A 25,607-nucleotide genomic window follows, 5' to 3' on the forward strand; every position below is an offset into this window, starting at 1 on the left:
TTCGTCTCCCTGGCTACGCGGTCGTGCGCTTCTCGAGCGTCTCGCGCAGGCGCTCTTCCTGCTCCCGCAGCTCCGGCGTGAACGCATCTCCAAAGTCGGCGGCTTCAAACACCGGACGGATTTCGATCTCACTATGTCCGCCATCGGTGTTCGGGCAGCGCCGCACCCAGGCGATCGCTTCATCCATCGATGAGACAGTCCACATCCAGAAACCCGCGATGGTCCCATTGAGATCGAACGGCCCACGCGTCACGTCCGTATTGTCGCCGTCAAACGAAACGCGCGCGCCCTTCGCCGTTGGATGCAGCCCTTCGCCCGAAAGCATGATGCCGGCTTTGACGAGCTCCTCGTTGTACCTCCCCATGTCCGCCAAAAGTTGCGTGCTTGGCATTTTTCCGGCTTCCGTGTCTGCGGTCGCCTTCATCACCACCATGACTTTCATCGGCTCTTTTCCTTCATTTGTGCGGTTACGGATCTAGGACGATCCCGCCCGCCGCGATCCGACACGCTCCTCCTACTTTTCCACGCTTTGCGGCTTTGCCGCGCGGCCCGACGCCTTCCGTTTCGCCCTGTCTGCCTTTTCGATCCGGTCGAGATGCAGGCGGATGTGCGCGGCTTCCTGAGGTGTCCGCGCCAGCGAGATCGCATGGTTGAACGCATCCCGCGCCTCCTCGGCGCGGCCGAGATCGAGCAGCAGCGCGCCCTTGAGACCGAAAAAATGAAAGTACCCGGAGAGCTTCCCGGCCAGCGGCTCGATCATCGCGAGCGCCGCCTCGGGACCCCGCACCTTGCTCGCGGCCACGGCCCGGTTGAGCGTCACGACGGGCGACGGCTGAAGCTGTTCAAGCCCGGAATAAAGACCTTCGATCTGCACCCAGTCCGTCGCATCGAAGCTCGGCGCCGTGTCGTGCAGCGCCGCGATCGCGGCCTGGATCTGGTACGCCCCGGGGCGGCGATGGCGCATCGCCTTGTCGAGCAGCGCTTCACCTTCCGCGATCAGATCCTTGCGCCACGTCGCGCGATCCTGATCCTCCAGCAGCACGATGGCGCCCGCAGCGTCGAGTCGCGCCGGCGACCGCGCATGCTGAAACAGCAGCAGCGCCGTGAGCCCCAGCATTTCAGGCTCGGATGGAAAAAGCCGCAGCAGCAGGCGGGCGAGCCGAATGGCCTCCTCGCACAACGGCAAGCGCAGATGCGCCTCACCGCCGCTCGCCGAATAGCCTTCGTTGAACAGGAGGTAGATCATCGCCGCAACGGTGCCGAGCCGTTCGCTGCGCTCCACAGCGCCTGGCGTTTCAAAGGCGACGCCCGCTTGCGCCACACGCCGCTTGGCCCGCGTGATGCGCTGCTCCATGGCCGCTTCGCCGACGAGAAACGCGCGCGCGATTTCGCCGACCGTGAGCCCGGACACGACGCGCAACGCCAATGCGATCTGCTGCGTGCTCGGCAGGTCCGGATGACAGCAGATGAACAGCAAGCGCAGGATGTCGTCGCGGTAATGCGCATCGTCGAGCCGCGAGACGAGCGCGCCCTCCGCATCGTCGGTATCCGAGACCGCGTCTTCATCGTCCAGCGCTTCGGATTTGCTCTCACGGCGCAGCGCATCGATTGCCACGTTCCGGCCGACCATGATGAGCCACGCGGCCGGATCGCGCGGCGGCCCGTTCTCAGGCCACGACTTGAGCGCCCTGAGGGATGCCTCCTGGAACGCCTCTTCCGCCCGGTCGAGATCGCGGAAGTAGCGCATCAGCGCCGCCACGGCCTGGGGCCGCGCGCTTGTCACCGCAGCGTCGAGCCAGGCGAGATCGGTCACGTCGCGGCGCTCCAATCATGGAAGTAGCCGATCGGGCGCACTTCGTAGGCCCCGCCCGGATTGGCCTCGGCAAGCTCCCGCGTAAACGCGAGCGCTTCCTCGAGGTTCGGACAATCGACAACGAAGAAGCCCAGCAACTGCTCTTTGGTCTCGGCGAACGGCCCGTCCAGCACCACGGCCGGCTCGTTGTCGCGGCGCAAGGTCGTGGCCGCCGTGGTCGGCATCAGGCGGGCGACCGGGCCGAGCTGGCCCATTTTCGCGCGCCGCTCCTGCACCGCGCCGAGCTTGGCCATCACCGCGTCGTCGTGCTCCTTGCTCCAGGCACAGACGACATTTTCGGCGTGATAACAGAGAATTGCATATTTCATTCGGGTCTCCTGACGCGTGTGTAAACCAAGGACGCACGAGACTATGCGATCCCGACCGGCCTCGTAAAAAAAGCGCCGCCTTCGGGCCGCGAGCGGTGAAGAGGCTCTTTCCAGCTTTTTTCGTTTTTTCTGAGCCGGTTCCGGGCGGAACAGCGGCCGCGGCCGGTCGGCGCGATAGTCCTCGCATCAGCCCAGCGCAGAAGCAGCGCGACACGGTGGAGAAACCCAGATGACCACGATCCGCAACCTCGCAGCCGGCGCAGTCACCCTCAGCGTTCTCCTCGTCTCCAGCCAGGCCGGTGCCGTCAGCCTCGGCGTCAAGCTCGCCTGCGCCGCCGATTACCACGCCCACTGCAGCATGCATGCCCCCGACTCCCCCGGCGTCCGCAAGTGCATGCGCGCCGTGGGCCGTAACCTCTCGCAGGGCTGCATCAGCGCGCTCGTAGCCGCCGGCGAAGTCTCAAAGTCGACCGTCCAGCGCAAGGTCGCCGCCAAGTAAGGCGCATTTGTTTGAGCCCATCAGCCGGAGCGGCTTTCCACGCTCCGGTCTGTTTTTGAATGAAATATCAGATATTTAACCGAGGAGCACCCACCCGCCGCCCATCGAAAAGCCCGACTGCCCCAAATTTTTTGAGAAAATTTCCGCGAGTTTGCTGCCGCGTTCCCCTGGGAACAGCGGCCGAGGCTGGTTGGGCGCATTCTCTCCTCATCGGACACACACTGGCAGTCGTGTCGAAGACGCGCCAGGCAAGAAAGCGGAGAGCCAAATGACCAAGATCCAGAACATCCTCGCAGCAAGCATCACCCTCGGCGCTCTTCTGGTTTCGAGCCAGGCCGGCGCCGTCAGCCTCGGCGTCAAGCTCGCCTGCGCCGCCGACTACCACGCTCACTGCAGCATGCACGCCCCCGACTCCCCCGGCGTCCGCAAGTGCATGCGCGCCGTTGGCCGCAACCTCTCGCAGGGCTGCATCAGCGCCCTCGTAGCCGCCGGCGAAGTCTCCAAGTCGACCGTCGAGCGCAAGGTCGCCACCAAGTAAGGATCAAGGCGAGTTGCTGAGGCTCCGCCCGCAGCTCGAGCCATTCGACGGCTTAACACTCCGAATAAAAAAGCCGGTGCGGCTCTCCACGCACCGGCTTTTCCATGCCCCCTCTCTCGAGAGCAAACCGCCATCCCCCGCGCGAGCGCAACGGCGCGGATACGGCCTCGCGCCGTTCCGCGCACGTCCCAAACGGGGCACACTGCAGTCACCGGTTTTGTTACCGGCGAAAGGGATACGGTCTCGCGCCGTTCCGCGCACGTTCCAAACAGGAACGTGGGAAAGCTCGCCGCCACGGATAGGGGTAAGTCTTGAGAGATCTTGATATTTTCTGGTGCTGCCGGCGAGGATTGAACTTGCGACCTCTCCCTTACCAAGGGAGTGCTCTACCACTGAGCTACGGCAGCCAACCTAGAAAATATGCTTGATTGTCAGCGCTTTGCGCTGCGGGCTTTCGCCTCCCGCGCAAACCAGAGGGCCGCACGGCTGCGATCATCTAACCGACCCGCACGCCAAGAGCAACCGGCCCTGCACCGAAAAATGAGATCGTGGCCCGCCAACGCCGCGAAAATTGCCGCACGCCCTTCGAACTTCGCGCCCTGGCGGCTCATTCTGCCTTTGCCAAACGACGAACCACCGCCTGCAACGAGCCATCATTTGATTTGCGTGAGCCGCGGTCGCAGCGACAGAATTAGGCGCGCCCAAGGAGCAAGCCCCCATGTTCAAGCACATCCTGATCGCCACCGACGGCTCGGACCTGGCCCAGAAGGCCGTCACCCAGGGCCTCGCGCTCGCCAAGGCGCTCGGCGCGCGCGTCACCGCCTTGTACGTCACCGAACCCTGGGTGGCCGTGGCGCCCGGCGAGGTCGCGATGGCCTTCCCCGTCAAGGAGTACGAGGACAGCATCTCTGCAAACGCGGCGCGCATTCTCGATGGCGTCGCCACCGAGGCCGCGACGGCCGGCGTCGCCTGCAGTGGCGAGCACATGAAAGACCAGTTCCCGGCCGAGGGCATCATCGCCGCCGCCGCCCAGAACGCGTGCGATCTGATCGTCATGTCCTCGCACGGCCGCCGCGGCTTGATGCAGGTCCTGCTTGGAAGCCAGGCCAGCAAGGTGCTGGCCGGCAGCACAGTGCCCGTCCTGATCTGTCGCTAACTCGCCCCCGCAGTCACGCCGCCGACGGCGCCGCCGATACATGGGCCGCCGAAGCGTGGGCCGTCGCCTCCGGTCGCGAGCCGGGCGGCGGGATGCGGAACCACGCCACATAGAGCGCCGGCAGGAACACGAGCGTCAGCAGCGTCGCCACCATCAATCCGCCGATGACGGCGAACGCCATCGGCCCCCAGAACACCGTGCCCGCGATCGGCACCATGCCCAGAATGGCCGCCGCCGCCGTCAGCAGGATGGGCCGCAGGCGATGCTCCGTCGCACTGATCACGGCCTCCCACGGCGGCTCGCCGTCGTTGATGTGCATGTCGATCTGCTCGATCAGGATCACCGAGTTCCGGATCACCATGCCGATCAGCGAGATCACGCCGAGGATCGCGACGAAGCCCATCGGAATGCGGAACAGCAACAGCGACGCCACCACGCCGATCAGCGCCAGCGGCGCGGTCAGCAGCACCATAACCAGCTTCTGGAAGCTCCTGAGCTGGATCATGAGAATCGTCGTCATCATCAGCAGCATGATCGGGAACACGGCGAAGATGCTCGCCTGCGCCTTCGCGCTGTCCTCGACCGTACCGCCCGCCGTCACCGAATAGCCCGGCGGCAGCGTGGTGCGGAACTTGTCGATCGCAGCACCGAGCTGCCGTACGACCGTCATCGCCTCGACGCCTGGCACGACATCCGCCTGCACGGTCACGGTCGGCAGGCGCGAGCGGCGCCAGACCAGCGGTGGCTCGAGCGTGTAAGAGAGCGTCGCCACCTGCGCCAACGGCACGTTGCCGCCCGACGGCGTCGCGAGCCTCAAGCTGCGCAGCGTATCGAGCTTGGCGCGCTCACCTTCCACGGCACGCGTCACCACATCGACGAGATAGGTGTGATCGCGCACCTGCGTGATCGTCGTGCCCGACAGCACCGAGTTGATGTTGCTCGCGATCTGCCGCGAGGTCAGCCCGACGGCCCGCGCCCGGTCTTGGTCGATGTCGACCTTCACCACCTTGGACAGCTCGCTCCAGTCGAAGTTGATGTTGGTCACATTGGGATTTGCGCCCATCACGCCTGCGAACTCCAGCGCGCGCTCACGCACGCTGGCCGCATCGTCGCCGCTGACGCGGAACTTGAGCGGCCAGCCCACCGGCGGACCGAGCTCAAGCGGGCTGACGCGGATCATCGCATCTTCGAAACCAGTCGCCACCGCCGCCTCGATGCGCGCCTGCACACCGGGCCGCTGCTTGAACCCCTTCGTCACCACCACGGCCTGCGCAAAGAAGGTGTTGGCGAGCTGCGCATCGAGCGGCAGATAGAACCGCACCGCGCCCTGCCCGACGTAGAACGTCCAGTAGTCGACGTCCGGATCCGCCTTGAGGATGGCCTCGATGCGTTCCACCGTCTGCTCCGTCGCATGGATGGAGGCGGTTTGCGGCAACGTCACGTTGATCAGCAGCTCCGGCCGGTCGGAAGCCGGAAAGAACTGCTGCTGCACGAAGCGCATGCCCACCAGCGACAGCACGAAAACGGCGACCGTTCCCGCAAGCACCAGCCATTTCGCCCGCAGCGCGCGATCGAGCACGCGCCCGAACAGCGACGTGCCGGGTGCTGCGTGGTGATGGCCCGTGATCTTGTCGGGAAGGATGAAAACGCCCGTCAGCGGCGTAAACAGCACAGCGACCACCCACGAGACGATCAGCGCAATCCCCACCACCGCGAACAGCGTAAAGCAGTATTCGCCGGCACTGCTCTTGGCGAACCCCACCGGAATGAAGCCGATGATGGTGACCAGCGTCCCCGTCAGCATCGGAAACGCCGTCACCGTATAGGCATAGGTGGCGGCCGTTATCTTGTCGGCGCCCTCCTCCAGCTTCGAGATCATCATCTCGACCGCGATCATCGCGTCGTCGACCAGCAAGCCCAGCGCGATGATGAGCGCCCCGAGCGAGATGCGCTGCAGCGAGATGCCGAAATAGAGCATGGCCGCGAACGTCACCGCGAGCACCAGCGGGATGGCGACGGCCACCACCACGCCCGGCCGCCATCCGAGCGCCAGGAAGCTGACGCCGAGCACGATGGCGATGGCCTCCCACAGCGTCTTGGTGAACTCTCCGACCGCCTCTTCCACCACGTGCGGCTGATTGGAAACCAGATGCGGCTCAATGCCGATCGGCAGGTTGCGCGTCACCTCCTCCATCGCCCGCTCGATGGCGTCGCCGAGCGCGAGCACGTCGCCACCCTGGGACATGGAGATCGCGAGCCCCGTCGCCGGCTCACCGTTGTAGCGGAACATCGGCTGGGGCGGATCGACGTAGCCGCGCCTCACCGTTGCGATGTCGGAGAGACGATAGAAGCGGTTCCCGGCCTGGAAGTTGATCGACTTGAGGCTTTCCTCGGAATCGAAGCTGCCGGAGACGCGGACCGAGATCCGTTCCTGTCCCTCCTCGAGCACGCCGCTCGGCACGATGGCGTTCTGCGCCTGAAGGCTATCCATCAGGCTCGACGCGTCGATCCCGAGCGCGGCCATCTGCTGGGTCGAAAACTCGAGATAGATCTTCTCGTCCTGCGTGCCGATGAAGTCGACCTTGGCGACATCCTTCACGCGCAGGAGCTGCGTGCGCACCAGTTCGAGCTGATCGCGCACCTCGCGCGGACCGAACCCGTCCGACGTAAATGCATAGATGACACTATACGTGTCGCCGAATTCGTCGTTGAAGAACGGCCCCTGGATGCCCTCGGGAAGCTGGCTTCGGATGTCTCCGATCTTCTTGCGCACCTGATACCAGAGGTCAGGCACGAGCGCGGCGGGGGTGCTGTCGAGCAGCGTCACATAGACGAGCGCATCGCCGGGCTTCGTGTAGCTCCGCACGTAGTCGAGATACGGCAGCTCCTCGAGCTTTTTCTCGATGCGGTCTGTCACCTGCTTCAGCGTGTCGGCCGTCGTGGCGCCCGGCCACAAGGCGCGCACCACCATCACCTTGATGGTGAACGGCGGATCCTCCTCGCGCCCGAGCTTCTGGTACGAGTAGAGGCCCGCGATCGCAGACACGATCATGAGATAGACGACAAGACTCTTATGGCGGAGCGCCCAATCGGAAAGATTGAAGCCCGCCGCACCCGATGCCCCGCTCATGATCCGGCTTGCTCCAGCAGACGCACGGCCTGGCCCTCACGCAACCGGTTGACGCCCGCGGTCACGACCACGTCGCCCTGCTTCAGGCCTCCGCTCACCACCACCCGGTCGGTCTCGAAGCGCGCCACCTCGATCGGCCGCAGCTTGACCGTCGAGGTCGCGCTGTCGAACACCCATACGGCGGGTTTGCCGCCCTGGTCGAACAGCGCGCTTCCCGGCAGCGAGATCACAGGCGCCGTCGAGGCCTTCAAGCGCCCCAGCACGCCGGCTCCAAAGCGCATGGCCGGCGGCGGATTTTCGAGCGAAACCTTGACTTGATACGTACGCGTTACGGGATCGGCGACCGGCGAGACTTCGCGCACCACGCCATCGGCATAGATGGACGGGCTGCTCAGGAGCGTCACCAGCACGGCAGGCTTCTCGTTCGGCTGCCGGTCGCGGAACGCGGCTTCGGCCACGTTGAAGACCGCATCCACCTGTTCCGGCTTGGCGAGCTTCACGACCGTCTGCCCCGCCGCCACGACTTGTCCCGGCTCGGCCGCAACCGCCGTGATAATGCCGTCGAAATCGGCTTTGAGCTCCGTGTAGGCGAGCTGATCTTTCGCCAGATCGAGCGCCGCCCGGCTCGCTTCGAGCTTGGCTTCGGCCGAGCGCCGGTTCTTGATGGCGGAATCATAGTTCGCCCGCGTCGTCACACCCTTGCCGAGCAGTTCGTCCTGCCGTCCTTCGGTCGCCTGCGCCTCCACGAGCACGGCCTCGGCCGAGGCGACATCGGACTGTGCGGACCGCAGGCGGTTCTGGAAATCCTGCTCGTCGAGCCGCGCCAGCAGATCCCCGCGCTTGACCGACACGCCGATGTCGACCGCGCGCGAAACGAGCTTGCCGCCGACCTGGAAGCCGATGTCGCTCTCCTGCCGTGGCCGGATTTCGCCGACCGCCTGACGATCGTCCTCGATGGGCTTGGCTTCCGCGACGATCGTGCGAACGGGGCGGATCTCTGGCGGCGGCGGCACGACCGCCTCACTGCATCCGGCCAATCCGAAAAGAACACCGCAAGCAGAAATTCGGAGCGCTGTGAAATACTTGTCGCGCGGTTTCATATCGACGGTCCCGCTTCAGATGAAATGGCACCTCCAAGGTGCCACGTCTGCCCGTTTCCGTACAGAGCAGCCACGCGGTTATCGAATTGATCTTTGGCCTTAAATCGAAGCCCCGTGCGGGGTCACGCCGCGTCATCGTCTGCATGATGGGATGCGCGAGATCAATGCGCGCGCCCACGCGTATCGTATGAGCAATGCGGTGCGCCGGCCGGATGAGAAAGGGAACGAGAATGAAGTCGAGGAAGGAAAAGCCATGGCGATCACTGGCATGTCGCGGCCCCTCCGAGGATGCATGGCGGCCCACTCGAATAAGCGGGGCGTGGCGCTTGACGCCCGCGCAAAGCCTGCCTGTACTCTCATCGATTGAAATGGCGAACACAGCATGACGCGCGATCCGCACCCCAAGTCTCCCGGCCTCTCGGTCTCCATCACCGAGCCGATGATCCACAAGCTCGTCCACGCATTCTATGCGGACGTGCGCCGCGATCCTTTGATCGGCCCGATATTCGAAAGCCATATCGAAAACTGGGACGAACACCTCGAAAAGCTCGTCGCGTTCTGGTCGTCGGTGACACTGATGACCGGCCGCTACAAAGGACGGCCGATGGCGGTCCATATCGGGCTCCCCGAAATTTCGCGAGCGCATTTCGAGCGCTGGCTGGCGTTGTTTCGCGCGTGCGCCCGTGACATCTGCCCACCGCAGGCCGCCGCGGTCTTTATCGAACGCGCCGAGCGGATCGCCGAGTCTCTGCACTTGGGCATCAGCCTGCATCGCGGAGAGCCCCCGGGCATCACGCCTCCCGACTTTCGCTCGCCCGCCATCACCGAGCCGAAACCCGAGCCCGCTTCATGATCGCCCCGCTCACGGACGCCCAACGCACCTGGCGCCGCGAGCAGCGGACTCGTCTCCTCGAACAGCGCCGTCTGATGCCCAGCGCCGAGCGGCGCAGCCTCAGCGATCTCGTCATTGCCAATCTCGACCGCATCGTCGAAGCACGCGACGTCAAGGTTCTGGGCATCTATTGGCCGATCAAGCGCGAGATCGATCTTCTCGCCTGGGCCGCATCCGTCGCCGCCCGGCGCCCGGTCGCACTCGCCCTTCCGGTCGTCACCACTCCGAAAGCCCCGCTCGACTACTGCGTCTGGCGCAAAGGCGATCCGATGACGCGCGGTTTCTGGGATATCCCGGCCCCGGCCGAGCAGGTCCCTGCCTCGCCCGACGTCGTCATCGCGCCTCTGGTGGGGTTTTGCGGCTGCTGGCGGCTCGGCTACGGCGGCGGCTATTTCGACCGGACGCTTGCCGCCGGCCCCGTGCGGCCTTTCGCCATCGGAATTGGATTTGAAGCGTCGGAAACCCCGGACTTCACCCCTGCGACCCACGATATTTCCATGAATTCAATCGCAACTGAACGTCGGATTATATTGTCCGCCGACGTTCCTTAATTGGAAAATGTTTAGCAAAATAAATGAACTAGCTTGGCCGGAAACGGTGCGACGTGAATAAATGGTCGCATCCCCACAAAAGCGTTGTTTCCCCGGGAACAGACTCTCCCGGCAGTAGTTCTGACCTGACGAAAAGGGATCTTACTGTTTGGCAATGCTGCCAAATACGACTTGATTAAGGCACCCCCTGGATCTACATCAGGTCTATTGGTTGGAGTAAGCGTGTTATGGCGAGTATTTGCCACGAGAAAAGTTTTGAAGGTTGCGGCCAGGATTTCGGCAAACTGAATCCGGCTGCCCTTGGCGGCGGCATGGTCGTCCAGAATGTGGACACCGGCGAATTCCTTTTTCATCCGGGTGAAGACCGCGCGCTCTATCGCATCGAGAGCGGCGCCATCTGCCATTACATGCTTTGGGCCGATGGCCGGCATGACGTGATCGAATTCGCATTCCCCGGCGACATCGTCGGCCTGGGTCATCTTCGCCATCACGTCAGCACCGCGCAGGCTATGGTCGACACGGTCGTGAGCCTTGTGTCGGAGGACGAGTTCGAAGCTGCACTCGACTCCGATGACCGCCTGTCGTTCCGCCAGGCGTCCGCCGTCGAGCGCGAGTTCGATTACCTTCGCGAAAAGACGCTGATGGAAGGCGCACGTCCGGCTGACGTAAAGGTTGCGAACTTTCTCATCGCCATTTCGAGCGCCAACGGACCGGAAGGCCGCGACACGGCTTTCATCGCCGATGACTTCACCGCCGGCTTCGTCGCCGATAAGCTCGACATGTCGATCGATAAGCTCGGCGCGGCATTGCTCTCGCTCAAAAAGCAGGGCGCCGTCAAAGAAACCGCCGATGGCTTGCGCATTGTCGACATGACGCTGCTGCAGCGGTTGGCCGACGCGGCCTAATGCGACATTGATCGCGTACCGGTGTTCCCTACATAACGCCCGCGAGGGCGTTTTTGTGTTACGCGGCTGAGCGCCGGAGCGATCAGCGCGAGGCAAAACGATCAGCGCGCGACAATCGGCGCAACATCGAAAACGCAGAGGCATCGCGGCCGCAGAGCGGCGCCGCCGATCCAATCGACGACCTAAGAGGACGACGCGATGTCGGATGTTCTAGACAACGTCAAACCAGCCGCACCCGCCAAGCGCAGCGGAAACCTGCTCACCGAGCGCGTGCTCGACGTCACGCACTACTCCGACAAGCTGTTCGGCCTCCGCACCACACGCACGCCCTCGCTCCGCTTCCAAAGCGGACAGTTCACGATGATCGGCCTCGAAGTCGACGGGCGCCCCCTGCTGCGCGCTTACAGCATCGCAAGCGCCTACTACGACGATCACCTCGAATTCCTCTCGATCAAGGTGCCGGACGGCCCGCTCACGTCGCGCCTTCAGCACATCCGCGTCGGCGACGACCTTCTCGTCGGCCCCAAGCCCACCGGCACGCTCTTGCTCGGCAACCTTCGTCCCGGCCGCCGCCTCTTTCTGCTCGCCACCGGTACCGGCTTCGCGCCGTTTGCGAGCATCCTGCGGGACCCGGAAACCTACGAGCGCTTCGAGACCGTGATCGCGGTCGAAGGATGCCGCACCGTCGCCGAGCTCGCCTACGCAAACGGCGTCGTCGAAGCGCTAGGAGGGCACGAGCTGCTCGGAGAGTACGTGGCCCCGCAGCTCCGCTACTACGCAACGACGACCCAGGAGCCGTCTCGCCACCAGGGCCGCATCCCGCGCCTCATGGCCGACGGGACGCTCTACCGGGATCTCGACATCGCCCCACTCGATCGCGAGACCGATCGCGTCATGATCTGCGGCAACCCCGGCATGCTGGCCGACCTCACGAGCCTGCTGCAAAACAGCGGCTTCGACGAAGGCAACAGCGGCACGCCCGGCGATTTCGTCATCGAGAAGGCGTTCGCCCAGCGCTAAAGCGCTCACAAGGGCGGCGAAGCCATGCAGCGCCGCGCCGTTCCATGGACGCCGCGGCCAGGCAATGTCACCGGGTGTTTTTCCCGTCCCGCTGTCAGTTTGATGTCAGCATGCTCCAGCTATGTCCTACGCAACCAAAGTGAGCGTTCGGACATTTGCGTAGTCATGACCACGTGTAAGCCTGCTGTGTTCCTGTGCTTCGATCCGCGTGATCCGTTGCAGTCCGTCGATGACCGCTCCACGTGGCGGCCCACCCGTAACGCCATCCTCATCAGCGCGACCATGCTGCTCGCCGAACCCGGCGGCCCTCATTCCGTTTCGTGGGACAAGGTCGCGGCCCTCGCCAGCCTTTGCGAAGCACCGGATCCCGTCGCCGACCGCTGGCGCGGCTTCGCCAAGCGCGAAGATACCGACGCCATGCTGGAGGCGGTGCTCGTTCGAAGTGCATAACGGCGGATAGCCGGATTTTCAGGCAGACGATTTCGGATGCTTGATGACCTGCTCCGGACACATCCGAAGCACGAAGGGAACGACGACGTGCGCACCGAGTGCGGCCGCCTTGAGAGCCGCCGGATCGCGTTCACCCTTGAGGATCCGGTCGTGAATGCGCCGGACCATGATGGCGAGCGGCATATCGTGGACCCGGCAAACCTCATCCTCGACCGCAGCGTGCAGCACCGCACTGATAAGCTTGAGATCTTCGGTAGAAATCTTGTCGAGGATCATCACACAGCCGCAACCGAAAATGAAAAGCGAACGCTCTTGGATCGACAATGCCGGTCGCGGCGATTTCGTTCCTTGCGCGCGGCGGCGTCCTGTCCAGCTAGCCCCGCGACTTATCCAGCTAGCCGACTGCACCTCGACGTCTGTGTCGCGCACGCCTGCGTTCCGCCTTGGCGTTCTACCTGGCGAAGACGCTCGATCAGCAGCGCCATCTGCACTGGCATTTGCTGGGATACCGGATTATCGCGCTGTAAGCGCTGACCAATTCCCCTCACCAGAAAAGCCATCTCCCGCTCCATATTGTCGTTCCTTACTCGCGTCATCGCACATCTCCTTCGGCGAACAGAACGCGGGTCAGCCCGTAGGGATCCAACGCTTCTTCGCCGCAATGAATGTGTCGCACCTCGGCGCGAACTCACGGCCGCGCGTGAGGCACATAGGCGCTTTTCGTTCATCGCGAACGCGGCTCTCGCATGTTGCCGTTTGACCTGGAACGAAAAGTCGAGCGCATGCAGGGTGGCGGTAACGGCGCCTTTCGCAGCGCAGCACAACACGTCCGAAAATCTGATCGCCGGAGCGCAATCGTCGCTGGAATTTCGCAGCACGATAATGATAGCTTGAGCACGACGCGGCACGGCGAAGACGACAATCACAAGCCGCCGCGTCCTTGTGATTGTCGAATGGGACTGCGGGATCTCAAACGCCCGCTCCTAGCGGAATGCGCAGCCGTTTCTGCGCACGCGGGTACCCACTGATGTCAAATCACGAAGCACTGAGTGTCCTAATTGTCGGTAGCGCCGCGCTTTCGGCATCTCTCCTACGGACATGCCTGCTCGAAGCGGGCTGTTATGTTCACGTCGTCGGCAGCATGAGTGCGGCCCTGATGATTGCGGATCGCAGGAAAGTCGACGTGGTATTGCTGGAGTATTCCGAGGGGCACGCAACGCGCTCCTTCTGCGCAGCGCTCGCAGAACTGGACATTCCTCACATCTTCACGACAGGGCTCGACGACCCGCATGCGGGTTCGCCGAGCGATCAGCTTTCGAAGGTCGCGAGCCTCGCTGAACTGCGAATATCTTGAACAGCATGGATTTTGGCCGCACCGAGAGGGCTCGGTGCGGCCAATTGGGCGGCGCCTGTTGCGGGGCAGGCGCCGCCCTTCCCTTCCAGGCCAGCAATTTCAAAACATATAGGTTCCGCGCCCATTAGCCGGCCGCATCGCGGGCGACACGGCCCCGAGCTGCGCATCCGTGTGCGGCAAACCCGCCGCATGGGGGAACCCCCGAAGCCCCGGATCATTGTTTCCTCGACGCCGCCAAAAGCAGGCGGTCCACAAAAGGAGGAAATAATGTCATTCCCCAAAATCGCGATCGCAGGATTTGCTGCAGCCGCATGCCTCGCGTCCCCAGCGCTTGCAACCGACAACGCCACCGACAAGCAGAAGCAGCAGTACCTCTATCAGCAGCAGATGCAGAACCAGAAGTCGGGCGTAACCGAGGGCGGCGCTGACGCACCGGCCGCCGCCGACAACAGCGCCATCGGCAAGACGAGGGCGAACTCTGGCCCGGGCGTCCAGGGTCCAGCCGACACGCGCACCGGCCCTTCGACGCGCGCACCCGCAGCGGGCGACTCGAGCTCCGGCGCCTCGTCGGGCGAGAGTGGCGCGAGCGGCGCCAACAGCCGGAGCAACGCGACCCAGCCGAGCCAGGACTCGACCGGCGTCCAGGGCTTCCCCGACACGCGCACAGGCCCCGCCACGAAGAGCCAGCAGTAACAGCGCTCAAGATTGAGTGAACCCGAAGCGGATGCGGGCTACGCCGGCGTCCGCTTCGGCGTTTCCGGGCAGCACCGAAGCGCTCGCGAACGAAATCCGCGACGCCGATGAATCAGCCTAAGTCAGGAGGGAGTTCGGGAGCGTCTTGGCGAAGCCAAGCTTCGCTTGGACGCGACCCGACGCGTCTTGGCGAAGCCGAGCAGCCCGGTGGGCGCCGCCCCCGGGGGCGCCAGCGCGCCCTGCGGGGGCGCGAACAGGCGCGTGAGCGAAAAAGAGTGGCGGTCCCTACGGGAGTCGAACCCGTCTTTCAAGATTGAAAATCTCGCGTCCTAACCGATAGACGAAGGGACCGTCCAGGGCGTCAAGCGCCGAGACAGCGGCCTGATATAGAAAGGTTTGCCGGGCGACGCAAGCAGAGCCTCAGCTTCCCCTGCGGCGCCAATGTCGCGCCAGCGGGAAGAGAGCGTCGCGCCGGCGAAATGAGGCCCGCGACCCAGCCAAATACCGGCCGCCAACGCCCAAATTCCCCGCACGGAGCAACGCCTTGGCGCTACGGCGCCACTCGCGGTGACGTTCCGCGCCGCATATCGTCCTTGGTTCTTGGCCGCTATTGCTCCCGCGGATCGGCCGCATCCTCAATCTGCAGTTCGATGCGGTTGCGCCCGCCCCATGTGTCCCGGCGCAACTGCCCCACGACATGGATCGGAAAGCCACCCGAAGCCGCAACGAGCATCTCTCCGAGCGGCTGCCCGGCCGCGCGGAACGCCACGGCGTCGAGCCGCGAGCCGTCGCCCGCCTCCAGCACGCAGCGGATATGCGCAGTGCCGACCGGCTTGGCGAACTTCACGCGATGGGCGGGGAATGCAAATCGCGGCTGCGGATTGCCCTGACCGTAAGGCCCCGCGCGTTCGAGCAGATCGATCAGCCCCTCGTTGGCGGCAGATGGCGTCAGCGCCCCGTCGATGGCGAGCGACGCCCGAGCTGCAAGCCGCGCAGCCGATCCCGTGAGCGCGGCCGCAAAGAACGCAGCCAGCGCATCCGACTTCGAACGATCGACGGTGAGCCCGGCCGCCATGGCGTGGCCGCCGCCCTTGAGCAGATGTCCGGCCGCCACCGCCTCGCGCACCACGCCGCCGATGTCGATGCCGGAGACCGACCGCAGCGAACCCGTGCCCGCGATGATGCCGTCGACCGGGCTCTTGTCCCACGCGATCACGCACGACGGACGCTTGAAGCGTTCCGTCAAACGGCTTGCGATCAGCCCCACAACGCCGCGGTGCCAATCCGGCGAACCGACCATCACGACGGCGAGATCGGGCGTCTCTTCGAGCAGCCTGTCGGCCATGGCGAGCGCTTCCTCGAGCGCCGCCTGCTCGATCTCCTTGCGCTCCTTGTTGAGACGGTCGAGCAGCACCGCGATGCGCGCCGCTTCCGTCTCGTCGTCGGTCGAGAGCAGCTTTGCCCCCAGCGCCGCATCTCCGATGCGCCCGCCCGCGTTGATGCGGGGCCCGAGAATGAAGCCGAGATGATAGGCCGTCGGCGCCTCGCTGAGGCTTGCGGCGTCCGCCAGCGCGCGCAGGCCCACGTTTTCGCGCCCGCGCATTACCGCGAGGCCCTTGGTGACATAGGCGCGGTTGAGGCCCTTTAGCGGCACGACGTCGGCAACCGTCGCTAGCGCCACGAGATCGAGATCGCGAATGAGCGGCGGCTCAGCCGCGCCGCCATTGTAGAGCCCGCGCCGCCTCAGCTCGCGCTGCGTGGCGACGAGCACGAGGAACACGACGCCGGCCGCGCAGAGATGTCCCTGCCCCGAGATGTCGTCGCGCCGGTTCGGATTGACGAGCGCGTGCACGGCCGGCAGCACCTCGTCGGCCTGATGGTGATCGATCACGACGACATCGATGTTGCGCCGTCCCGGACCCGCCAGCACATCCACGCTGGTCGTGCCGCAGTCGACGGTCACAATGAGCTTGGCGCCCTCCGAGATGAGCTGCTCGAGCGCGGCGGCGTTCGGCCCGTAGCCCTCGGTGAGCCGATCCGGAATGTAGATGCGCGACGGCGTGTCGTGATGAGCGAGAAAGCGCGCCACGAGCGCCGAGGAACAGGCCCCGTCCACGTCGTAGTCGCCGAAGATTGCAACCGCCTCACGCCGTTCGATCGCGTCCGCAAGCCGCCGCGCCGCCTTGTCCATGTCCGCAAGAGTCGACGGATCCGGCATCAGCGCCCGAATGGTCGGATCGAGAAACACGGGCACCTCGTCGAGCCCGACGCCCCGCGCCGCCAGCACACGGCCCAGCAGCTCCGGCAATCCGTGCTGCTGACTGATCGCGATGGCGTCCTTGGCGCGCGCCGGCTCCAGCATCTCCTGCCAGCGGTTGCCCCGCGCCGAACGCGACACGCCGAGAAACGCTCCCCCGCCCGGCTCCTCCGCCTGAGGTCCGACGCGCATCTTGCGAACTGCCGTCATGCCGAGCTGCCCCGCACCGATTCGTCTCTGAAAAGCGTAACGTCCCAGGACTGTAGACCCCAGGCGAGGCCGGCACTCACGTTATCAACAACGGAGGGGTGCTTGTCGGGAGACGGGCCGTATGGCAGAGGTGGGACGGACACACACGACCACACACAAAAACCGAGGCGCCCTCATCATGAGCGACCCCAAGAATCTGGTCATAGCCCTGCTGCTCATCGGCGTCGCGGTGCTGGGCTATCTCTACTACGAGAGCCAGCAGACGCACGTCCGCATCGACGTGCCCGGCTTCAAGCTGGAAGCAAAGTAGCTCCGCTCTGAACGGAAGTAGCGTCGCTACTCCAAGCTGAAGCGGCAGCGCTACCTAAGGTAATATAGGGCGCGCTTCAGGCGTCCTCAGTCCCGGCTCAGGGCAAACTTCGATCCGACATCGCGGAAGCGGCTTGCGATCCGGCGCACCGTGCCGGTCTTGGAGCGCATGATGAGCGTTTCGGTCTCGGCCGTGTCGCCGCGGAACCGCACGCCCTTGAGCAGCGACCCGCTGGTCACGCCGGTTGCGGCAAAGATCACGTCCGACGACGCCAGGTCTTGCAGCTTGAAGACCCGGTCAATGTCCTCGATGCCCATCTTCGCGGCGCGCTTGCGCTCGTCGTCGTTCGACGGCATGAGCCGCCCCTGGATCTGACCGCCGATGCAGCGCAGCGCCGCCGCGGCCAACACGCCCTCGGGCGCGCCGCCCGATCCGAGATAGATGTCGATGCCGGTTTCCGCCGGATCGGTCGTCCAGATGACGCCCGCAATGTCGCCGTCCGGAATGAGCTGGACCGCCGCGCCGACGTTGCGCACGGCCCGGATCATGTCCGCGTGGCGCGGACGATCGAGCAGGCACGCGGTGATCTCATTGATCTTGACGCCCTTGGCCTTTGCGAGCGCGGTGAGGTTGTCTTCCACCGAGGCATCGAGGCTGATGACGCCGTCCGGATAGCCGGGACCGATGGCGATCTTGTTCATGTACATGTCGGGTGCATGCAGCAGGCCGCCGCGTTCCGAAATGGCCAGCACCGCGAGCGCGTTCGGCATCAGCTTCGCGCAGATCGTCGTGCCTTCGAGCGGATCGACGGCGATGTCGACCTCAGGCCCCGTGCCGTTGCCGACCGTCTCGCCGATGTAGAGCATCGGCGCTTCGTCCATTTCGCCTTCGCCGATCACCACCGTGCCCTGCAACGACACGCGGCCGAGTTCGTAGCGCATGGCGTCGACAGCGGCCTTGTCGGCGGCCTTCTCGTTTCCACGTCCGTTGAACCGCGCCGCCGCGATAGCCGCCGCCTCGGTCACGCGCGCGACCTCCAGCACCAACATGCGGTCGAGCCCGACGCTCCCGTTACCCTTCGCCATTGCCGTGTCCCTGCTCAATCCTAAAGGTCTTCGATACGGATCATCTGCGGGGGCTCGGTGACGTTGCCGTCCTCCTCGATCGCCCGGAGCGCTTTGCGCATCGCATCTTCGGTCGTGTCGTGCGTGATCAGTATGACATTCGCGGCCGCATCCTGATGACCAGGAGCGGGCTCCCCTGCCTGCCCCGGGTGAACCGGACCGTGCCGGCGCTGCACGATGCTTTCGAGCGACACGTTCTCGTCGCTCATCCGGCGTGTGATGGATGCCATGGCGCCCGGCCGATCGTAAACCGACAGCCGGACGTAATAGTTACCCAGGTTCGCCGACCCCGAGAGCCGCTTGGCCGTTGCCAGCGCCGCCGTCGGCCGTATGAACGGCGGCATCACGAGCCCGCGCGCGATGTCCACGATGTCGCTTGCGACCGCCGACGCCGTGGGCTTCGAACCCGCACCCGGCCCGACCAGCAGCAGATTGCCGACGTAGTCGCCGTCGATGCCGACGCAGTTGGTCACGCCCGAGACCTCGGCCAGCGCCGATTCCTCATCGATCAGCACCGGCGTGACACGCGCTTCGACGCCGTCCGGAGTAGAGACGGCAACACCCAGCAGCTTGATGCAGTATCCGAGCTCGGTCGCGGCCTCGATATCGGCCGTCGTGATGCGCTCGATGCCCTCGATCTCGATCTGGTCGAACGCAATCGTTGTCCCGAACGCCAGGCTGACGAGCAGAGAAAGCTTATGCGCGGCGTCGAAACCGCCAATGTCGAACGTCGGATCGGCCTCGGCGAACCCGCGCTCCTGCGCTTCCTTGAGCGCATCCCCGAAGGCTCGCTTCTCGTCGGTCATCTTCGACAGGATGAAGTTGCACGTGCCGTTGAGAATGCCGTAGACGCGCCGCACTTCGTTGGCGGCCAGCGCCTCGCGCAGCATCTTGATGATCGGAATGCCGCCCGCCACCGCCGCTTCAAAGTTGAGCGAGACGCCGTTGTCTTCCGCGAGCTTGGCCAGGGCGATGCCGTGCTTGGCCAGCAGCGCCTTGTTCGCCGTCACGACGTGTTTCTTCGCCCGCAGCGCGGCTTCGACCGACGCCTTGGCCGGCCCCTCGTCGCCCCCCATGACCTCGACGAACACCGCAATCGACGGGTCCGTTGCCAGCGCGACCGGATCGTCGAACCAGCGGGCCTGCCCGAGATCGGCGTCGCGCGCCTTGTCGCGCGAGCGCGCACAGACGCCCGTAACGACGATCGAGCGGCCGAGCATCCTTTCGAGGCGCGGAGCGTGAGCGGCAAGCAGTTGAATGAGACCCGTGCCGACGGTGCCAAGTCCGGCGACGCCGAGGGTCAAAGGCTCTGACATGGCTTGAAATGCCTAGCGGCTGACTTTCTGTGGGATGGGAATGACGTTATGCAGCGTTTCCGGGGCCTGCGCGAGAAACTTTTTGATCGAACGAGCCGCCTGCCGGATGCGATGCTCGTTCTCCACCAGCGCAATACGCACGAAACCTTCGCCATACTCGCCGAAACCAACGCCCGGCGATACGGCGACGTCTGCCTTCTCGATCAAGAGCTTTGCGAACTCCACCGATCCGATGGCGCGGTAGGGTTCCGGGATCGGGCACCATGCAAACATGGTTGCCGGAGGCGGCGGCACCGGAAAACCGGCCCGGCCGAAGCTGTCGACCAGGCAGTCGCGACGGCTCTTGTAGGTCTTGCGGATCTCGTCGACGCAATCCTGCGGCCCGTTGAGGGCTGCTGCCGCCGCCACCTGGATCGGCGTGAACGCGCCGTAGTCGAGGTAGGATTTGACGCGCGCGAGCGCACCGATCAGCCGCTCGTTGCCGACGGCGAAGCCCATCCGCCAGCCCGGCATGTTGTAGGTCTTGGAAAGCGACGTGAACTCGACCGTGATGTCGATCGCGCCCGGCACCTGCAGCACGGACGGCGGCGGATCGCCTTCGAAGTAGATTTCGGAGTACGCGAGATCCGAGAGGATGATCAGGTCGAGCTTCTTCGCCAGCGCCACGGCGTCTTTGTAGAAGTCGAGATCGGCCGTCATCGCAGTCGGGTTCGACGGATAGGACAGCACCACCGCCAGCGGCTTCGGGATCGAGTGGCGCACCGCGTGCTCAACCGCCCGCAGGAAGTCCTCGCCGTTGCCGGCCTGCACATGGCGCATCGACGCGCCGGAAATCAGAAAGCCGAACTCGTGGATGGGATAAGTCGGGTTGGGCACGATCACCACGTCGCCGGGCGCCGTGATCGCCTGCGCCATGTTGGCGAAGCCTTCCTTGGAGCCGAGCGCCGCGACCACCTGCGTGTCGGGGTCGAGCTTCACGCCGAAGCGCCGCTCGTAGTAGGCGGCCTGCGCTCGGCGCAGACCCGGAATGCCCTTCGAGGCGGAATAGCGATGCGTGCGCGGCTTGGCGACCGTCTCGACGAGCTTGTCGACGATGTGCTGCGGCGTCGGCAGGTCGGGATTGCCCATGCCGAGGTCGATGATGTCCGCGCCGCGCGCCCGCGCCGCCGCCTTGAGGCGGTTCACTTCCGCGAAGACATAAGGCGGCAAGCGCTTGATGCGGTGGAAATCGTCGTCGATCACGAGCGTCTCTTGGCGGTTGGACCTGCCCTTGCGTCGACGCCCAAGGGATGCGTTGACGCCCAAGGGATGGCCGGCCGCCGGCCAATTGCGGCCAGGCACGCGCGATGCGTCAAAAAAGCGAGGTCAGTTTCGGCAGATATCTAAGCCAAGCCGCCCATCACCGTCTAGTGTCACGCGATTACCGCCCAACTGATGTTCACATCTCCTTTAAGCTTCGCCTTTGATCCTACTAGTCGATCCAGCTTGGAAGTCTTATCTTTGCCTCATGACTGAGCAGCCGCACATTCCTACGACACCGTATCGCATAGAAAATCCCGAAGAATTTGCGCGCAACATGCTGCGCCTCTTCGAGGAAGGCGGCCGGGCGATGAGCGACCTGCTGGACCGGCCGGACGCGAAGATCAGCCCCTTCTCCGCGGCCAGCGAGGCGAGCGAGGCGGTTGGCACGCTCACCGACATCGCACGCCTCTGGCTGACGGACCCCGCCAAGCTCGCCGAAGCGCAGGGCGTGCTGCTGAGCTCCTACATCGAGCTCTGGAACGGCGCCCTCCGCAAGCTCCTGGGCGAGAAGGTGCCCCCCGTCGCAGAACCGGAGCCGTCCGACAATCGCTTCAAGGATCCGGAGTGGTCGTCGAACCCGTATTTCGACTTCTGGAAGCAGGCCTACCTGCTCACCACGAACTGGGCCGAGGACGTGCTGCAGCAGACCGAGGGCCTCGACGCCCCCGCCCGCCAGAAGGCGGAGTTCTACCTGCGCCAGCTTTCGAGCGCGTTCTCGCCGTCGAACTTCCCGATGACCAACCCCGAGGTCGTGCGCGAGACCTTCGCCACGAACGCCAACAACCTCGTGCGCGGCATGGCGCACCTGGTCGACGACATGGAAAAGTCGGGCGACCTGCTGAAGATCAGCCAGACCGACACGACCGCCTTCGAAGTCGGCCGCAACCTCGCCACGACGCCCGGCAAGGTCGTCTTCCAGAACGACATCCTGCAGCTCATCCAGTACTTGCCCACCACCGACAAGGTGCGCGAGGTGCCGCTGCTCGTCATCCCGCCGTGGATCAACAAGTACTACATCCTCGATCTCACCCCGCCGAAGAGCCTCCTGAAGTACGCCGTCGACCAGGGCTTCACGGTCTTCGTCGTGTCGTGGGTCAATCCGGACGAGCGCCTCGCGCACAAGAGCTTCGAGGACTACATGCTCGAAGGCGTGCTGGCGGCTGCCGACGCCGTATCGCGCGAGACCGGCATCGAAAAGATCAACGTCGTCGGCTACTGCGTCGGCGGTACGCTGCTTGGCTCCACGCTCGCCTACCTGGCCGCGCGCGGCGAGGAACCCTTCCGCGCCGTCACGTTCCTGACCACCCAGCTCGACTTCTCGAAGGCCGGCGACCTGCTCCTGTTCACGACCGAGAGCCAGCTCTCCTCGCTCCGCAAGATGATGGCCGAGCGCGGCTTCCTCGACGGCTCGCGCATGGCGAACGTGTTCAACATGATGCGCCCGCGCGACCTCATCTGGCCGTACATCGTCAACAACTACATGCTCGGCAAGAAGCCGTTTCCGTTCGACCTGCTCTACTGGAACCAGGATTCGACGCGCATGCCGGCCGTCAACCACGGCTTCTACCTGGGCGAGTTCTACAACGCCAACAAACTGGCCAAGGGCGAGATGACGCTCGCCGGCGTCAAGCTCGACCTGAAAAAGATCAAGCTGCCGGTGTTCGAGGTCGCCACCAAAGAAGACCACATCGCGCCCGCCAAATCCGTCTTCATCGGCTCGAAGATGCTCGGCGGTCCCGTCGAGTTCGTGCTCGCCGGGTCCGGCCATATCGCAGGCGTCGTCAATCCGCCCGACAAGATGAAGTATCAGTACTGGACCGCCAACAAGGCCGCCGCCGACACGCTCGAGGAGTGGGTCAGCATGGCCAAGATGCACCCGGGATCCTGGTGGCCTCACTGGATCGAGTGGCTGACGAAGTACTCGGGCGACTGGACCATCCCGCGCGAGCCTGGCGAGCACCTCGGCGTCATCGAGGACGCCCCCGGCAGCTACGTCAAAATGAAGAGCTGACGGCGCACACAAGCCGCACCGCTTCCCTGCCAACAACTGCGCGCGCGAACCGCGCCGCCTCTCCGCGACTTCCAACCCGCATCGCAATCGACACGCCCCGAGCCGTGTGCCACCTGCGCACCGCCGGCCGCGCCGTCGTGGCTTGCGTCATGCAATCCGCGCACGAGATCCGAAGCGTCTCACCACGCTTGCGTCCCGCATCTGACTTGCGTCGTGCCGCACGCTAAGCACCGCATCCCTGATGCTGACAAACAGGTGTCAGCGCCCGCGCGCACGTCGCGGCGAGCAGGCTCGCGCTCCGCAGGAAAAACGCGTGTGAATTTTTCCTGCCAAGAAAGGTTAAGTATTTATCCATTTATTTCCGTCACTTGTATGCAGGGCTTAATCTGGATTCTCGGATCACAACCATGCATATGCGTTCCCTTCCCGTCAAAATCGCGCTGGTCGCGGCTGCAACGATCGCGACCGTCTTCGGCATCGGCACATACTTCCTGGCGTCGAACGCCGGCAGCGTGATCGATCAACAGAACACTGAGATTCAGAACAGCATCGCTCAGGGCCAGGCCCTGGATGCCAGCAAGACACTGGACGTCGCCGCACGAGTTGCAGAGAACATCTCAGCCGTCGTCAGCGCCCTCAAAACCACCGGCGTCGTCGACCGCGCCGTCCTCGACGCGACGCTCCGCTCGCTTCTTGAGAAGAACCCTGACGTTCTCGGCACCTGGACGGGCTGGGAACCCAACGCCCTCGACGGCCGCGACAGCGAATTCGTAGGCCAGACCGGCTACGACGCGACCGGCCGCTTCATGCCCTACTGGAACCGCGTCGGCGGCAAGTTCGTGCGCGACGTGCTCCTCGACTACACCAAGCCCGGCGCCGGCGATTACTACATCCAGCCGTTCACGCAGAAGCGCGCCGTGGCCATCGAACCCTACCTCTACCCGATCGACGGCAAGGACGTTCTGATCACCACGTTCAGCCTCCCGATCGTCGTCGACGGCAAGACGCTCGGCGTCGCCGGCATCGACATCAATCTCGAGAACCTCAACGAGAGCATGCAGAAGATCAAGCCGTTTGGAACCGGCTACGTCACGCTGGCCTCGAAGGCGGGTCTCGCCGTGACGCACCCGAACACGCCGAACGTCGGCAAGCCGCTCGCCGACTTCGACGCTCCGGCCGCTCGCGCCGCCAAGCAGGCGATTGAATCCGGCAAGGCCGTGTCCGAAAACGGCAACGGCGCCGATGGCGCAAGCTGGCGCTTCCTCGCCACCCCGATCGCAGCCGGTGGCAGCGCCGACACGTGGGCCGTCGTCATCGCCGTGCCGGAAGCGACGCTTCAGGCAACGATCACCGAGACGCAGACCTCGATGGCCGGCCTCTCCGCCATCTGCATCGTCATCGTCGCAGGCCTTCTGTACCTCGCGCTCCGCTCGTTCGTCGGCAATCCGCTCGAGGCGCTCGCAAGCTCCTTCGACCGCATGGCTGGCGGCGATCTCGACACCAACGTGCCCGGCGCCGACCGCGTCGACGAAATCGGCAGCATCGGCAAGGCCGTGCTCCGTCTTCGCGACAGCCTGCAGGACAAGGCTCGCCGCGAGGCCGACGAAAAGGCAGCACGCGAAGCCGAGATGGCAAAGACGCGCAAGGCCCAGATGCATCGCCTCGCCGAGGAGTTCCAGCAGGCCGTCGGCGGCATCGTCGAGACTGTCTCGTCCACGGCAAGCCAGCTCGAAGGCGCTGCCCTGTCCCTGACCGAAACGGCAGAGACGACGCAGCAGCTTTCCACGGGCGCCGCCGCTGCATCCGAGCAGACTTCGGCCAACGTTGAAGGCGTCGCCGCTGCATCCGAGCAGCTCGCCTCGACGGTGACTGAAATCAGCCGCCAGGTTCAGGAGAGCAGCACGATCGCCACCCAGGCCGTCCATCAGGCCGCCAAGACCAACGATCAGGTCACCGCCCTGTCGCAGTCCGCAGACCGCATCGGCGACATCATCAGCCTGATCAACACGATTGCGGGGCAGACCAACCTGCTCGCCCTCAACGCCACCATCGAGGCGGCGCGTGCAGGCGATGCGGGCAAGGGCTTCGCGGTCGTCGCCCAGGAGGTCAAGGCGCTCGCCGCTCAGACCTCGAAGGCCACCAACGAGATCGCCTCGCAGGTTTCGGGCATGCAGTCCGCCACCCGCGAAGCCGTCGACGCGATCAAGGAGATCACGAGCACGATCAACATGATCTCCGAGATCACCGGCACCATCGCGGCCGCCGTCGAGGAGCAGGATGCGACGACCAAGGAAATCAGCCGCAACGTCACCGAAGCCGCACGCGGCACCTCGGAAGTCGCAAGCAGCATCACGGACGTGACGAAGGGCGCCGCCAACACCGGCTCCGCATCGTCCCAGGTTCTCAGCTCCGCCAAGCAGCTCGCCAGCGAAAGCAGCAATCTGCACGCCAAGGTCGAGACCTTCCTGGCCACCGTTCGCGCAGCGTAAGCGCCAACGCTTCAAGACAGACACAAACAATCGGGCGCCCGCCTCACAGCGGGCGCCCGAAGCCGTTTTAGCGGGGTGGAGCGCTGCCGCGTCACCCCTGCGATGCCAAGCGAAACGCG

24 protein-coding genes and 2 tRNA genes are annotated in these 25,607 nt (G+C 64.7%); 14 read left to right on the forward strand and 12 right to left on the reverse strand.

Translation table 11 applies throughout. The features are described 5' to 3' along the window. Nucleotides 1-13 precede the first annotated feature (13 nt). The 3 genes from K2Y42_RS08215 to K2Y42_RS08225 form a co-directional block, all read right to left on the reverse strand. Complete coding sequence (locus K2Y42_RS08215; RefSeq protein WP_291150880.1) at nt 14-442, reverse strand: YciI family protein; 429 nt, start codon at nt 440-442, stop codon at nt 14-16. Nucleotides 443-514: 72 nt separating this feature from the next. Continuing rightward, nucleotides 515-1,813 carry an RNA polymerase sigma factor gene (locus tag K2Y42_RS08220; RefSeq protein WP_291150883.1) on the reverse strand — a complete coding sequence of 433 codons (1,299 nt, stop codon included), beginning with the start codon at nt 1,811-1,813 and terminating at the stop codon, nt 515-517. Continuing rightward, nucleotides 1,810-2,181: a YciI family protein gene (locus K2Y42_RS08225; RefSeq protein ID WP_291150886.1), complete on the reverse strand. Its 372-nt coding sequence runs from the start codon at nt 2,179-2,181 to the stop codon at nt 1,810-1,812. Before K2Y42_RS08225 ends, K2Y42_RS08220 begins: the two co-directional genes overlap by 4 nt. Before the next feature lie 229 nt (nt 2,182-2,410). On the opposite strand from K2Y42_RS08225, the gene K2Y42_RS08230 reads away from it, so the two are divergent. Both K2Y42_RS08230 and K2Y42_RS08235 read left to right on the forward strand, forming a co-directional pair. Then, nucleotides 2,411-2,680, forward strand: a complete 270-nt coding sequence (locus K2Y42_RS08230; protein ID WP_291150889.1) for a hypothetical protein — start codon at nt 2,411-2,413, stop codon at nt 2,678-2,680. Nucleotides 2,681-2,948: 268 nt separating this feature from the next. Further along, nucleotides 2,949-3,218 (forward strand): hypothetical protein, encoded by a 270-nt coding sequence (locus K2Y42_RS08235; RefSeq protein ID WP_291150892.1) that lies wholly within the window; start codon nt 2,949-2,951, stop codon nt 3,216-3,218. 332 nt (nt 3,219-3,550) lie between these two features. Here K2Y42_RS08235 and K2Y42_RS08240 read toward each other — a convergent pair. Then, nucleotides 3,551-3,625: transfer RNA gene (locus K2Y42_RS08240), tRNA-Thr, on the reverse strand. Nucleotides 3,626-3,936: 311 nt separating this feature from the next. Here K2Y42_RS08240 and K2Y42_RS08245 point away from each other — a divergent pair. Further along, nucleotides 3,937-4,374 carry a universal stress protein gene (locus tag K2Y42_RS08245; RefSeq protein WP_291150895.1) on the forward strand — a complete coding sequence of 146 codons (438 nt, stop codon included), beginning with the start codon at nt 3,937-3,939 and terminating at the stop codon, nt 4,372-4,374. Between the two features lie 13 nt (nt 4,375-4,387). On the opposite strand, the gene K2Y42_RS08250 is transcribed toward K2Y42_RS08245, so the two are convergent. After that, entirely contained in the window at nt 4,388-7,504 is a 3,117-nt protein-coding gene (locus tag K2Y42_RS08250; RefSeq protein WP_291150898.1) for an efflux RND transporter permease subunit, read from the reverse strand. After that, complete coding sequence (locus K2Y42_RS08255; RefSeq protein WP_291150901.1) at nt 7,501-8,604, reverse strand: efflux RND transporter periplasmic adaptor subunit; 1,104 nt, start codon at nt 8,602-8,604, stop codon at nt 7,501-7,503. The genes K2Y42_RS08250 and K2Y42_RS08255 overlap by 4 nt, the downstream gene beginning before the upstream one ends. 151 nt (nt 8,605-8,755) lie before the next feature. On the opposite strand from K2Y42_RS08255, the gene K2Y42_RS08260 reads away from it, so the two are divergent. From K2Y42_RS08260 to K2Y42_RS08285, 6 genes are all read left to right on the forward strand, one after another. Further along, the gene (locus K2Y42_RS08260; RefSeq protein ID WP_291150903.1) at nt 8,756-8,971 is read left to right on the forward strand and encodes a hypothetical protein; all 216 of its coding nucleotides are present in this window, start codon (nt 8,756-8,758) and stop codon (nt 8,969-8,971) included. Nucleotides 8,972-8,986: 15 nt separating this feature from the next. After that, nucleotides 8,987-9,457 carry a group III truncated hemoglobin gene (locus tag K2Y42_RS08265; protein ID WP_291150906.1) on the forward strand — a complete coding sequence of 157 codons (471 nt, stop codon included), beginning with the start codon at nt 8,987-8,989 and terminating at the stop codon, nt 9,455-9,457. Next, entirely contained in the window at nt 9,454-10,047 is a 594-nt protein-coding gene (locus K2Y42_RS08270; RefSeq protein ID WP_291150908.1) for a 5-formyltetrahydrofolate cyclo-ligase, read from the forward strand. The genes K2Y42_RS08265 and K2Y42_RS08270 overlap by 4 nt, the downstream gene beginning before the upstream one ends. A 227-nt stretch (nt 10,048-10,274) precedes the next feature. Beyond that, nucleotides 10,275-10,952 carry a Crp/Fnr family transcriptional regulator gene (locus K2Y42_RS08275; protein ID WP_291150911.1) on the forward strand — a complete coding sequence of 226 codons (678 nt, stop codon included), beginning with the start codon at nt 10,275-10,277 and terminating at the stop codon, nt 10,950-10,952. A gap of 198 nt (nt 10,953-11,150) precedes the next feature. Further along, nucleotides 11,151-11,972 carry a ferredoxin--NADP reductase gene (locus K2Y42_RS08280; protein WP_291150914.1) on the forward strand — a complete coding sequence of 274 codons (822 nt, stop codon included), beginning with the start codon at nt 11,151-11,153 and terminating at the stop codon, nt 11,970-11,972. A 165-nt stretch (nt 11,973-12,137) separates the two neighbouring features. Then, the gene (locus K2Y42_RS08285; RefSeq protein ID WP_291150917.1) at nt 12,138-12,422 is read left to right on the forward strand and encodes a hypothetical protein; all 285 of its coding nucleotides are present in this window, start codon (nt 12,138-12,140) and stop codon (nt 12,420-12,422) included. A gap of 18 nt (nt 12,423-12,440) precedes the next feature. On the opposite strand, the gene K2Y42_RS08290 is transcribed toward K2Y42_RS08285, so the two are convergent. Next, on the reverse strand, nt 12,441-12,698 hold the full coding sequence (locus tag K2Y42_RS08290; RefSeq protein WP_291150920.1) for a hypothetical protein: 258 nt from the start codon (nt 12,696-12,698) through the stop codon (nt 12,441-12,443). Nucleotides 12,699-13,449: 751 nt separating this feature from the next. Between K2Y42_RS08290 and K2Y42_RS08295 the strand changes: the two genes are divergently transcribed. Beyond that, a complete protein-coding gene (locus tag K2Y42_RS08295; RefSeq protein ID WP_291150923.1) occupies nt 13,450-13,776 on the forward strand; it encodes a hypothetical protein in 327 nt (108 codons plus the stop codon). Between the two features lie 267 nt (nt 13,777-14,043). Beyond that, a complete protein-coding gene (locus K2Y42_RS08300) occupies nt 14,044-14,469 on the forward strand; it encodes a hypothetical protein (RefSeq protein ID WP_291150926.1) in 426 nt (141 codons plus the stop codon). Nucleotides 14,470-14,745: 276 nt separating this feature from the next. Here the strand turns inward: K2Y42_RS08300 and K2Y42_RS08305 are convergent. Further along, a tRNA-Glu gene (locus K2Y42_RS08305) sits at nt 14,746-14,820 on the reverse strand. Nucleotides 14,821-15,076: 256 nt separating this feature from the next. Next, the gene (gene recJ / locus K2Y42_RS08310) at nt 15,077-16,936 is read right to left on the reverse strand and encodes a single-stranded-DNA-specific exonuclease RecJ (protein WP_291150929.1); all 1,860 of its coding nucleotides are present in this window, start codon (nt 16,934-16,936) and stop codon (nt 15,077-15,079) included. A gap of 178 nt (nt 16,937-17,114) precedes the next feature. Here recJ and K2Y42_RS08315 point away from each other — a divergent pair, with 178 nt between their 5' ends. Next, on the forward strand, nt 17,115-17,246 hold the full coding sequence (locus K2Y42_RS08315; protein WP_291150931.1) for a hypothetical protein: 132 nt from the start codon (nt 17,115-17,117) through the stop codon (nt 17,244-17,246). Between the two features lie 86 nt (nt 17,247-17,332). Here the strand turns inward: K2Y42_RS08315 and glpX are convergent, their stop codons facing one another. The 3 genes from glpX to K2Y42_RS08330 are packed head-to-tail and all read right to left on the reverse strand — an operon-like array spanning nt 17,333 to nt 20,925. Further along, nucleotides 17,333-18,331 (reverse strand): class II fructose-bisphosphatase, encoded by a 999-nt coding sequence (glpX, locus tag K2Y42_RS08320; RefSeq protein ID WP_291150934.1) that lies wholly within the window; start codon nt 18,329-18,331, stop codon nt 17,333-17,335. Nucleotides 18,332-18,351: 20 nt separating this feature from the next. Next, complete coding sequence (locus K2Y42_RS08325) at nt 18,352-19,686, reverse strand: homoserine dehydrogenase (RefSeq protein ID WP_291150935.1); 1,335 nt, start codon at nt 19,684-19,686, stop codon at nt 18,352-18,354. 12 nt (nt 19,687-19,698) lie between these two features. Further along, the gene (locus K2Y42_RS08330; protein WP_291151440.1) at nt 19,699-20,925 is read right to left on the reverse strand and encodes an LL-diaminopimelate aminotransferase; all 1,227 of its coding nucleotides are present in this window, start codon (nt 20,923-20,925) and stop codon (nt 19,699-19,701) included. A gap of 268 nt (nt 20,926-21,193) precedes the next feature. On the opposite strand from K2Y42_RS08330, the gene phaC reads away from it, so the two are divergent. Together phaC and K2Y42_RS08340 are read left to right on the forward strand one after the other, a co-directional pair. Next, nucleotides 21,194-22,999, forward strand: a complete 1,806-nt coding sequence (phaC, locus tag K2Y42_RS08335; protein WP_291150937.1) for a class I poly(R)-hydroxyalkanoic acid synthase — start codon at nt 21,194-21,196, stop codon at nt 22,997-22,999. 407 nt (nt 23,000-23,406) lie between these two features. Continuing rightward, nucleotides 23,407-25,488, forward strand: a complete 2,082-nt coding sequence (locus tag K2Y42_RS08340) for a methyl-accepting chemotaxis protein (protein ID WP_291150939.1) — start codon at nt 23,407-23,409, stop codon at nt 25,486-25,488. Nucleotides 25,489-25,607 lie beyond the last annotated feature (119 nt).

The sequence above is a fragment of the Hyphomicrobium sp. genome, from assembly GCF_019744875.1.
GTDB lineage: Bacteria > Pseudomonadota > Alphaproteobacteria > Rhizobiales > Hyphomicrobiaceae > Hyphomicrobium_C.

Excerpts from the sequence above, each read along its gene's own strand:
- K2Y42_RS08215 (WP_291150880.1), bottom strand. The coding sequence starts at position 442 with ATGAAAGTCATGGTGGTGATGAAGGCGACCGCAGACACGGAAGCCGGA.
- K2Y42_RS08225 (WP_291150886.1), bottom strand. The coding sequence starts at position 2,181 with ATGAAATATGCAATTCTCTGTTATCACGCCGAAAATGTCGTCTGTGCC.
- K2Y42_RS08230 (WP_291150889.1), top strand. The coding sequence starts at position 2,411 with ATGACCACGATCCGCAACCTCGCAGCCGGCGCAGTCACCCTCAGCGTT.
- K2Y42_RS08235 (WP_291150892.1), top strand. The coding sequence starts at position 2,949 with ATGACCAAGATCCAGAACATCCTCGCAGCAAGCATCACCCTCGGCGCT.
- K2Y42_RS08245 (WP_291150895.1), top strand. The coding sequence starts at position 3,937 with ATGTTCAAGCACATCCTGATCGCCACCGACGGCTCGGACCTGGCCCAG.
- K2Y42_RS08250 (WP_291150898.1), bottom strand. The coding sequence starts at position 7,504 with ATGAGCGGGGCATCGGGTGCGGCGGGCTTCAATCTTTCCGATTGGGCG.
- K2Y42_RS08255 (WP_291150901.1), bottom strand. The coding sequence starts at position 8,604 with ATGAAACCGCGCGACAAGTATTTCACAGCGCTCCGAATTTCTGCTTGC.
- K2Y42_RS08260 (WP_291150903.1), top strand. The coding sequence starts at position 8,756 with ATGCGCGAGATCAATGCGCGCGCCCACGCGTATCGTATGAGCAATGCG.
- K2Y42_RS08265 (WP_291150906.1), top strand. The coding sequence starts at position 8,987 with ATGACGCGCGATCCGCACCCCAAGTCTCCCGGCCTCTCGGTCTCCATC.
- K2Y42_RS08270 (WP_291150908.1), top strand. The coding sequence starts at position 9,454 with ATGATCGCCCCGCTCACGGACGCCCAACGCACCTGGCGCCGCGAGCAG.
- K2Y42_RS08275 (WP_291150911.1), top strand. The coding sequence starts at position 10,275 with ATGGCGAGTATTTGCCACGAGAAAAGTTTTGAAGGTTGCGGCCAGGAT.
- K2Y42_RS08280 (WP_291150914.1), top strand. The coding sequence starts at position 11,151 with ATGTCGGATGTTCTAGACAACGTCAAACCAGCCGCACCCGCCAAGCGC.
- K2Y42_RS08285 (WP_291150917.1), top strand. The coding sequence starts at position 12,138 with ATGACCACGTGTAAGCCTGCTGTGTTCCTGTGCTTCGATCCGCGTGAT.
- K2Y42_RS08290 (WP_291150920.1), bottom strand. The coding sequence starts at position 12,698 with ATGATCCTCGACAAGATTTCTACCGAAGATCTCAAGCTTATCAGTGCG.
- K2Y42_RS08295 (WP_291150923.1), top strand. The coding sequence starts at position 13,450 with ATGTCAAATCACGAAGCACTGAGTGTCCTAATTGTCGGTAGCGCCGCG.
- K2Y42_RS08300 (WP_291150926.1), top strand. The coding sequence starts at position 14,044 with ATGTCATTCCCCAAAATCGCGATCGCAGGATTTGCTGCAGCCGCATGC.
- recJ (WP_291150929.1), bottom strand. The coding sequence starts at position 16,936 with ATGACGGCAGTTCGCAAGATGCGCGTCGGACCTCAGGCGGAGGAGCCG.
- K2Y42_RS08315 (WP_291150931.1), top strand. The coding sequence starts at position 17,115 with ATGAGCGACCCCAAGAATCTGGTCATAGCCCTGCTGCTCATCGGCGTC.
- glpX (WP_291150934.1), bottom strand. The coding sequence starts at position 18,331 with ATGGCGAAGGGTAACGGGAGCGTCGGGCTCGACCGCATGTTGGTGCTG.
- K2Y42_RS08325 (WP_291150935.1), bottom strand. The coding sequence starts at position 19,686 with ATGTCAGAGCCTTTGACCCTCGGCGTCGCCGGACTTGGCACCGTCGGC.
- phaC (WP_291150937.1), top strand. The coding sequence starts at position 21,194 with ATGACTGAGCAGCCGCACATTCCTACGACACCGTATCGCATAGAAAAT.
- K2Y42_RS08340 (WP_291150939.1), top strand. The coding sequence starts at position 23,407 with ATGCATATGCGTTCCCTTCCCGTCAAAATCGCGCTGGTCGCGGCTGCA.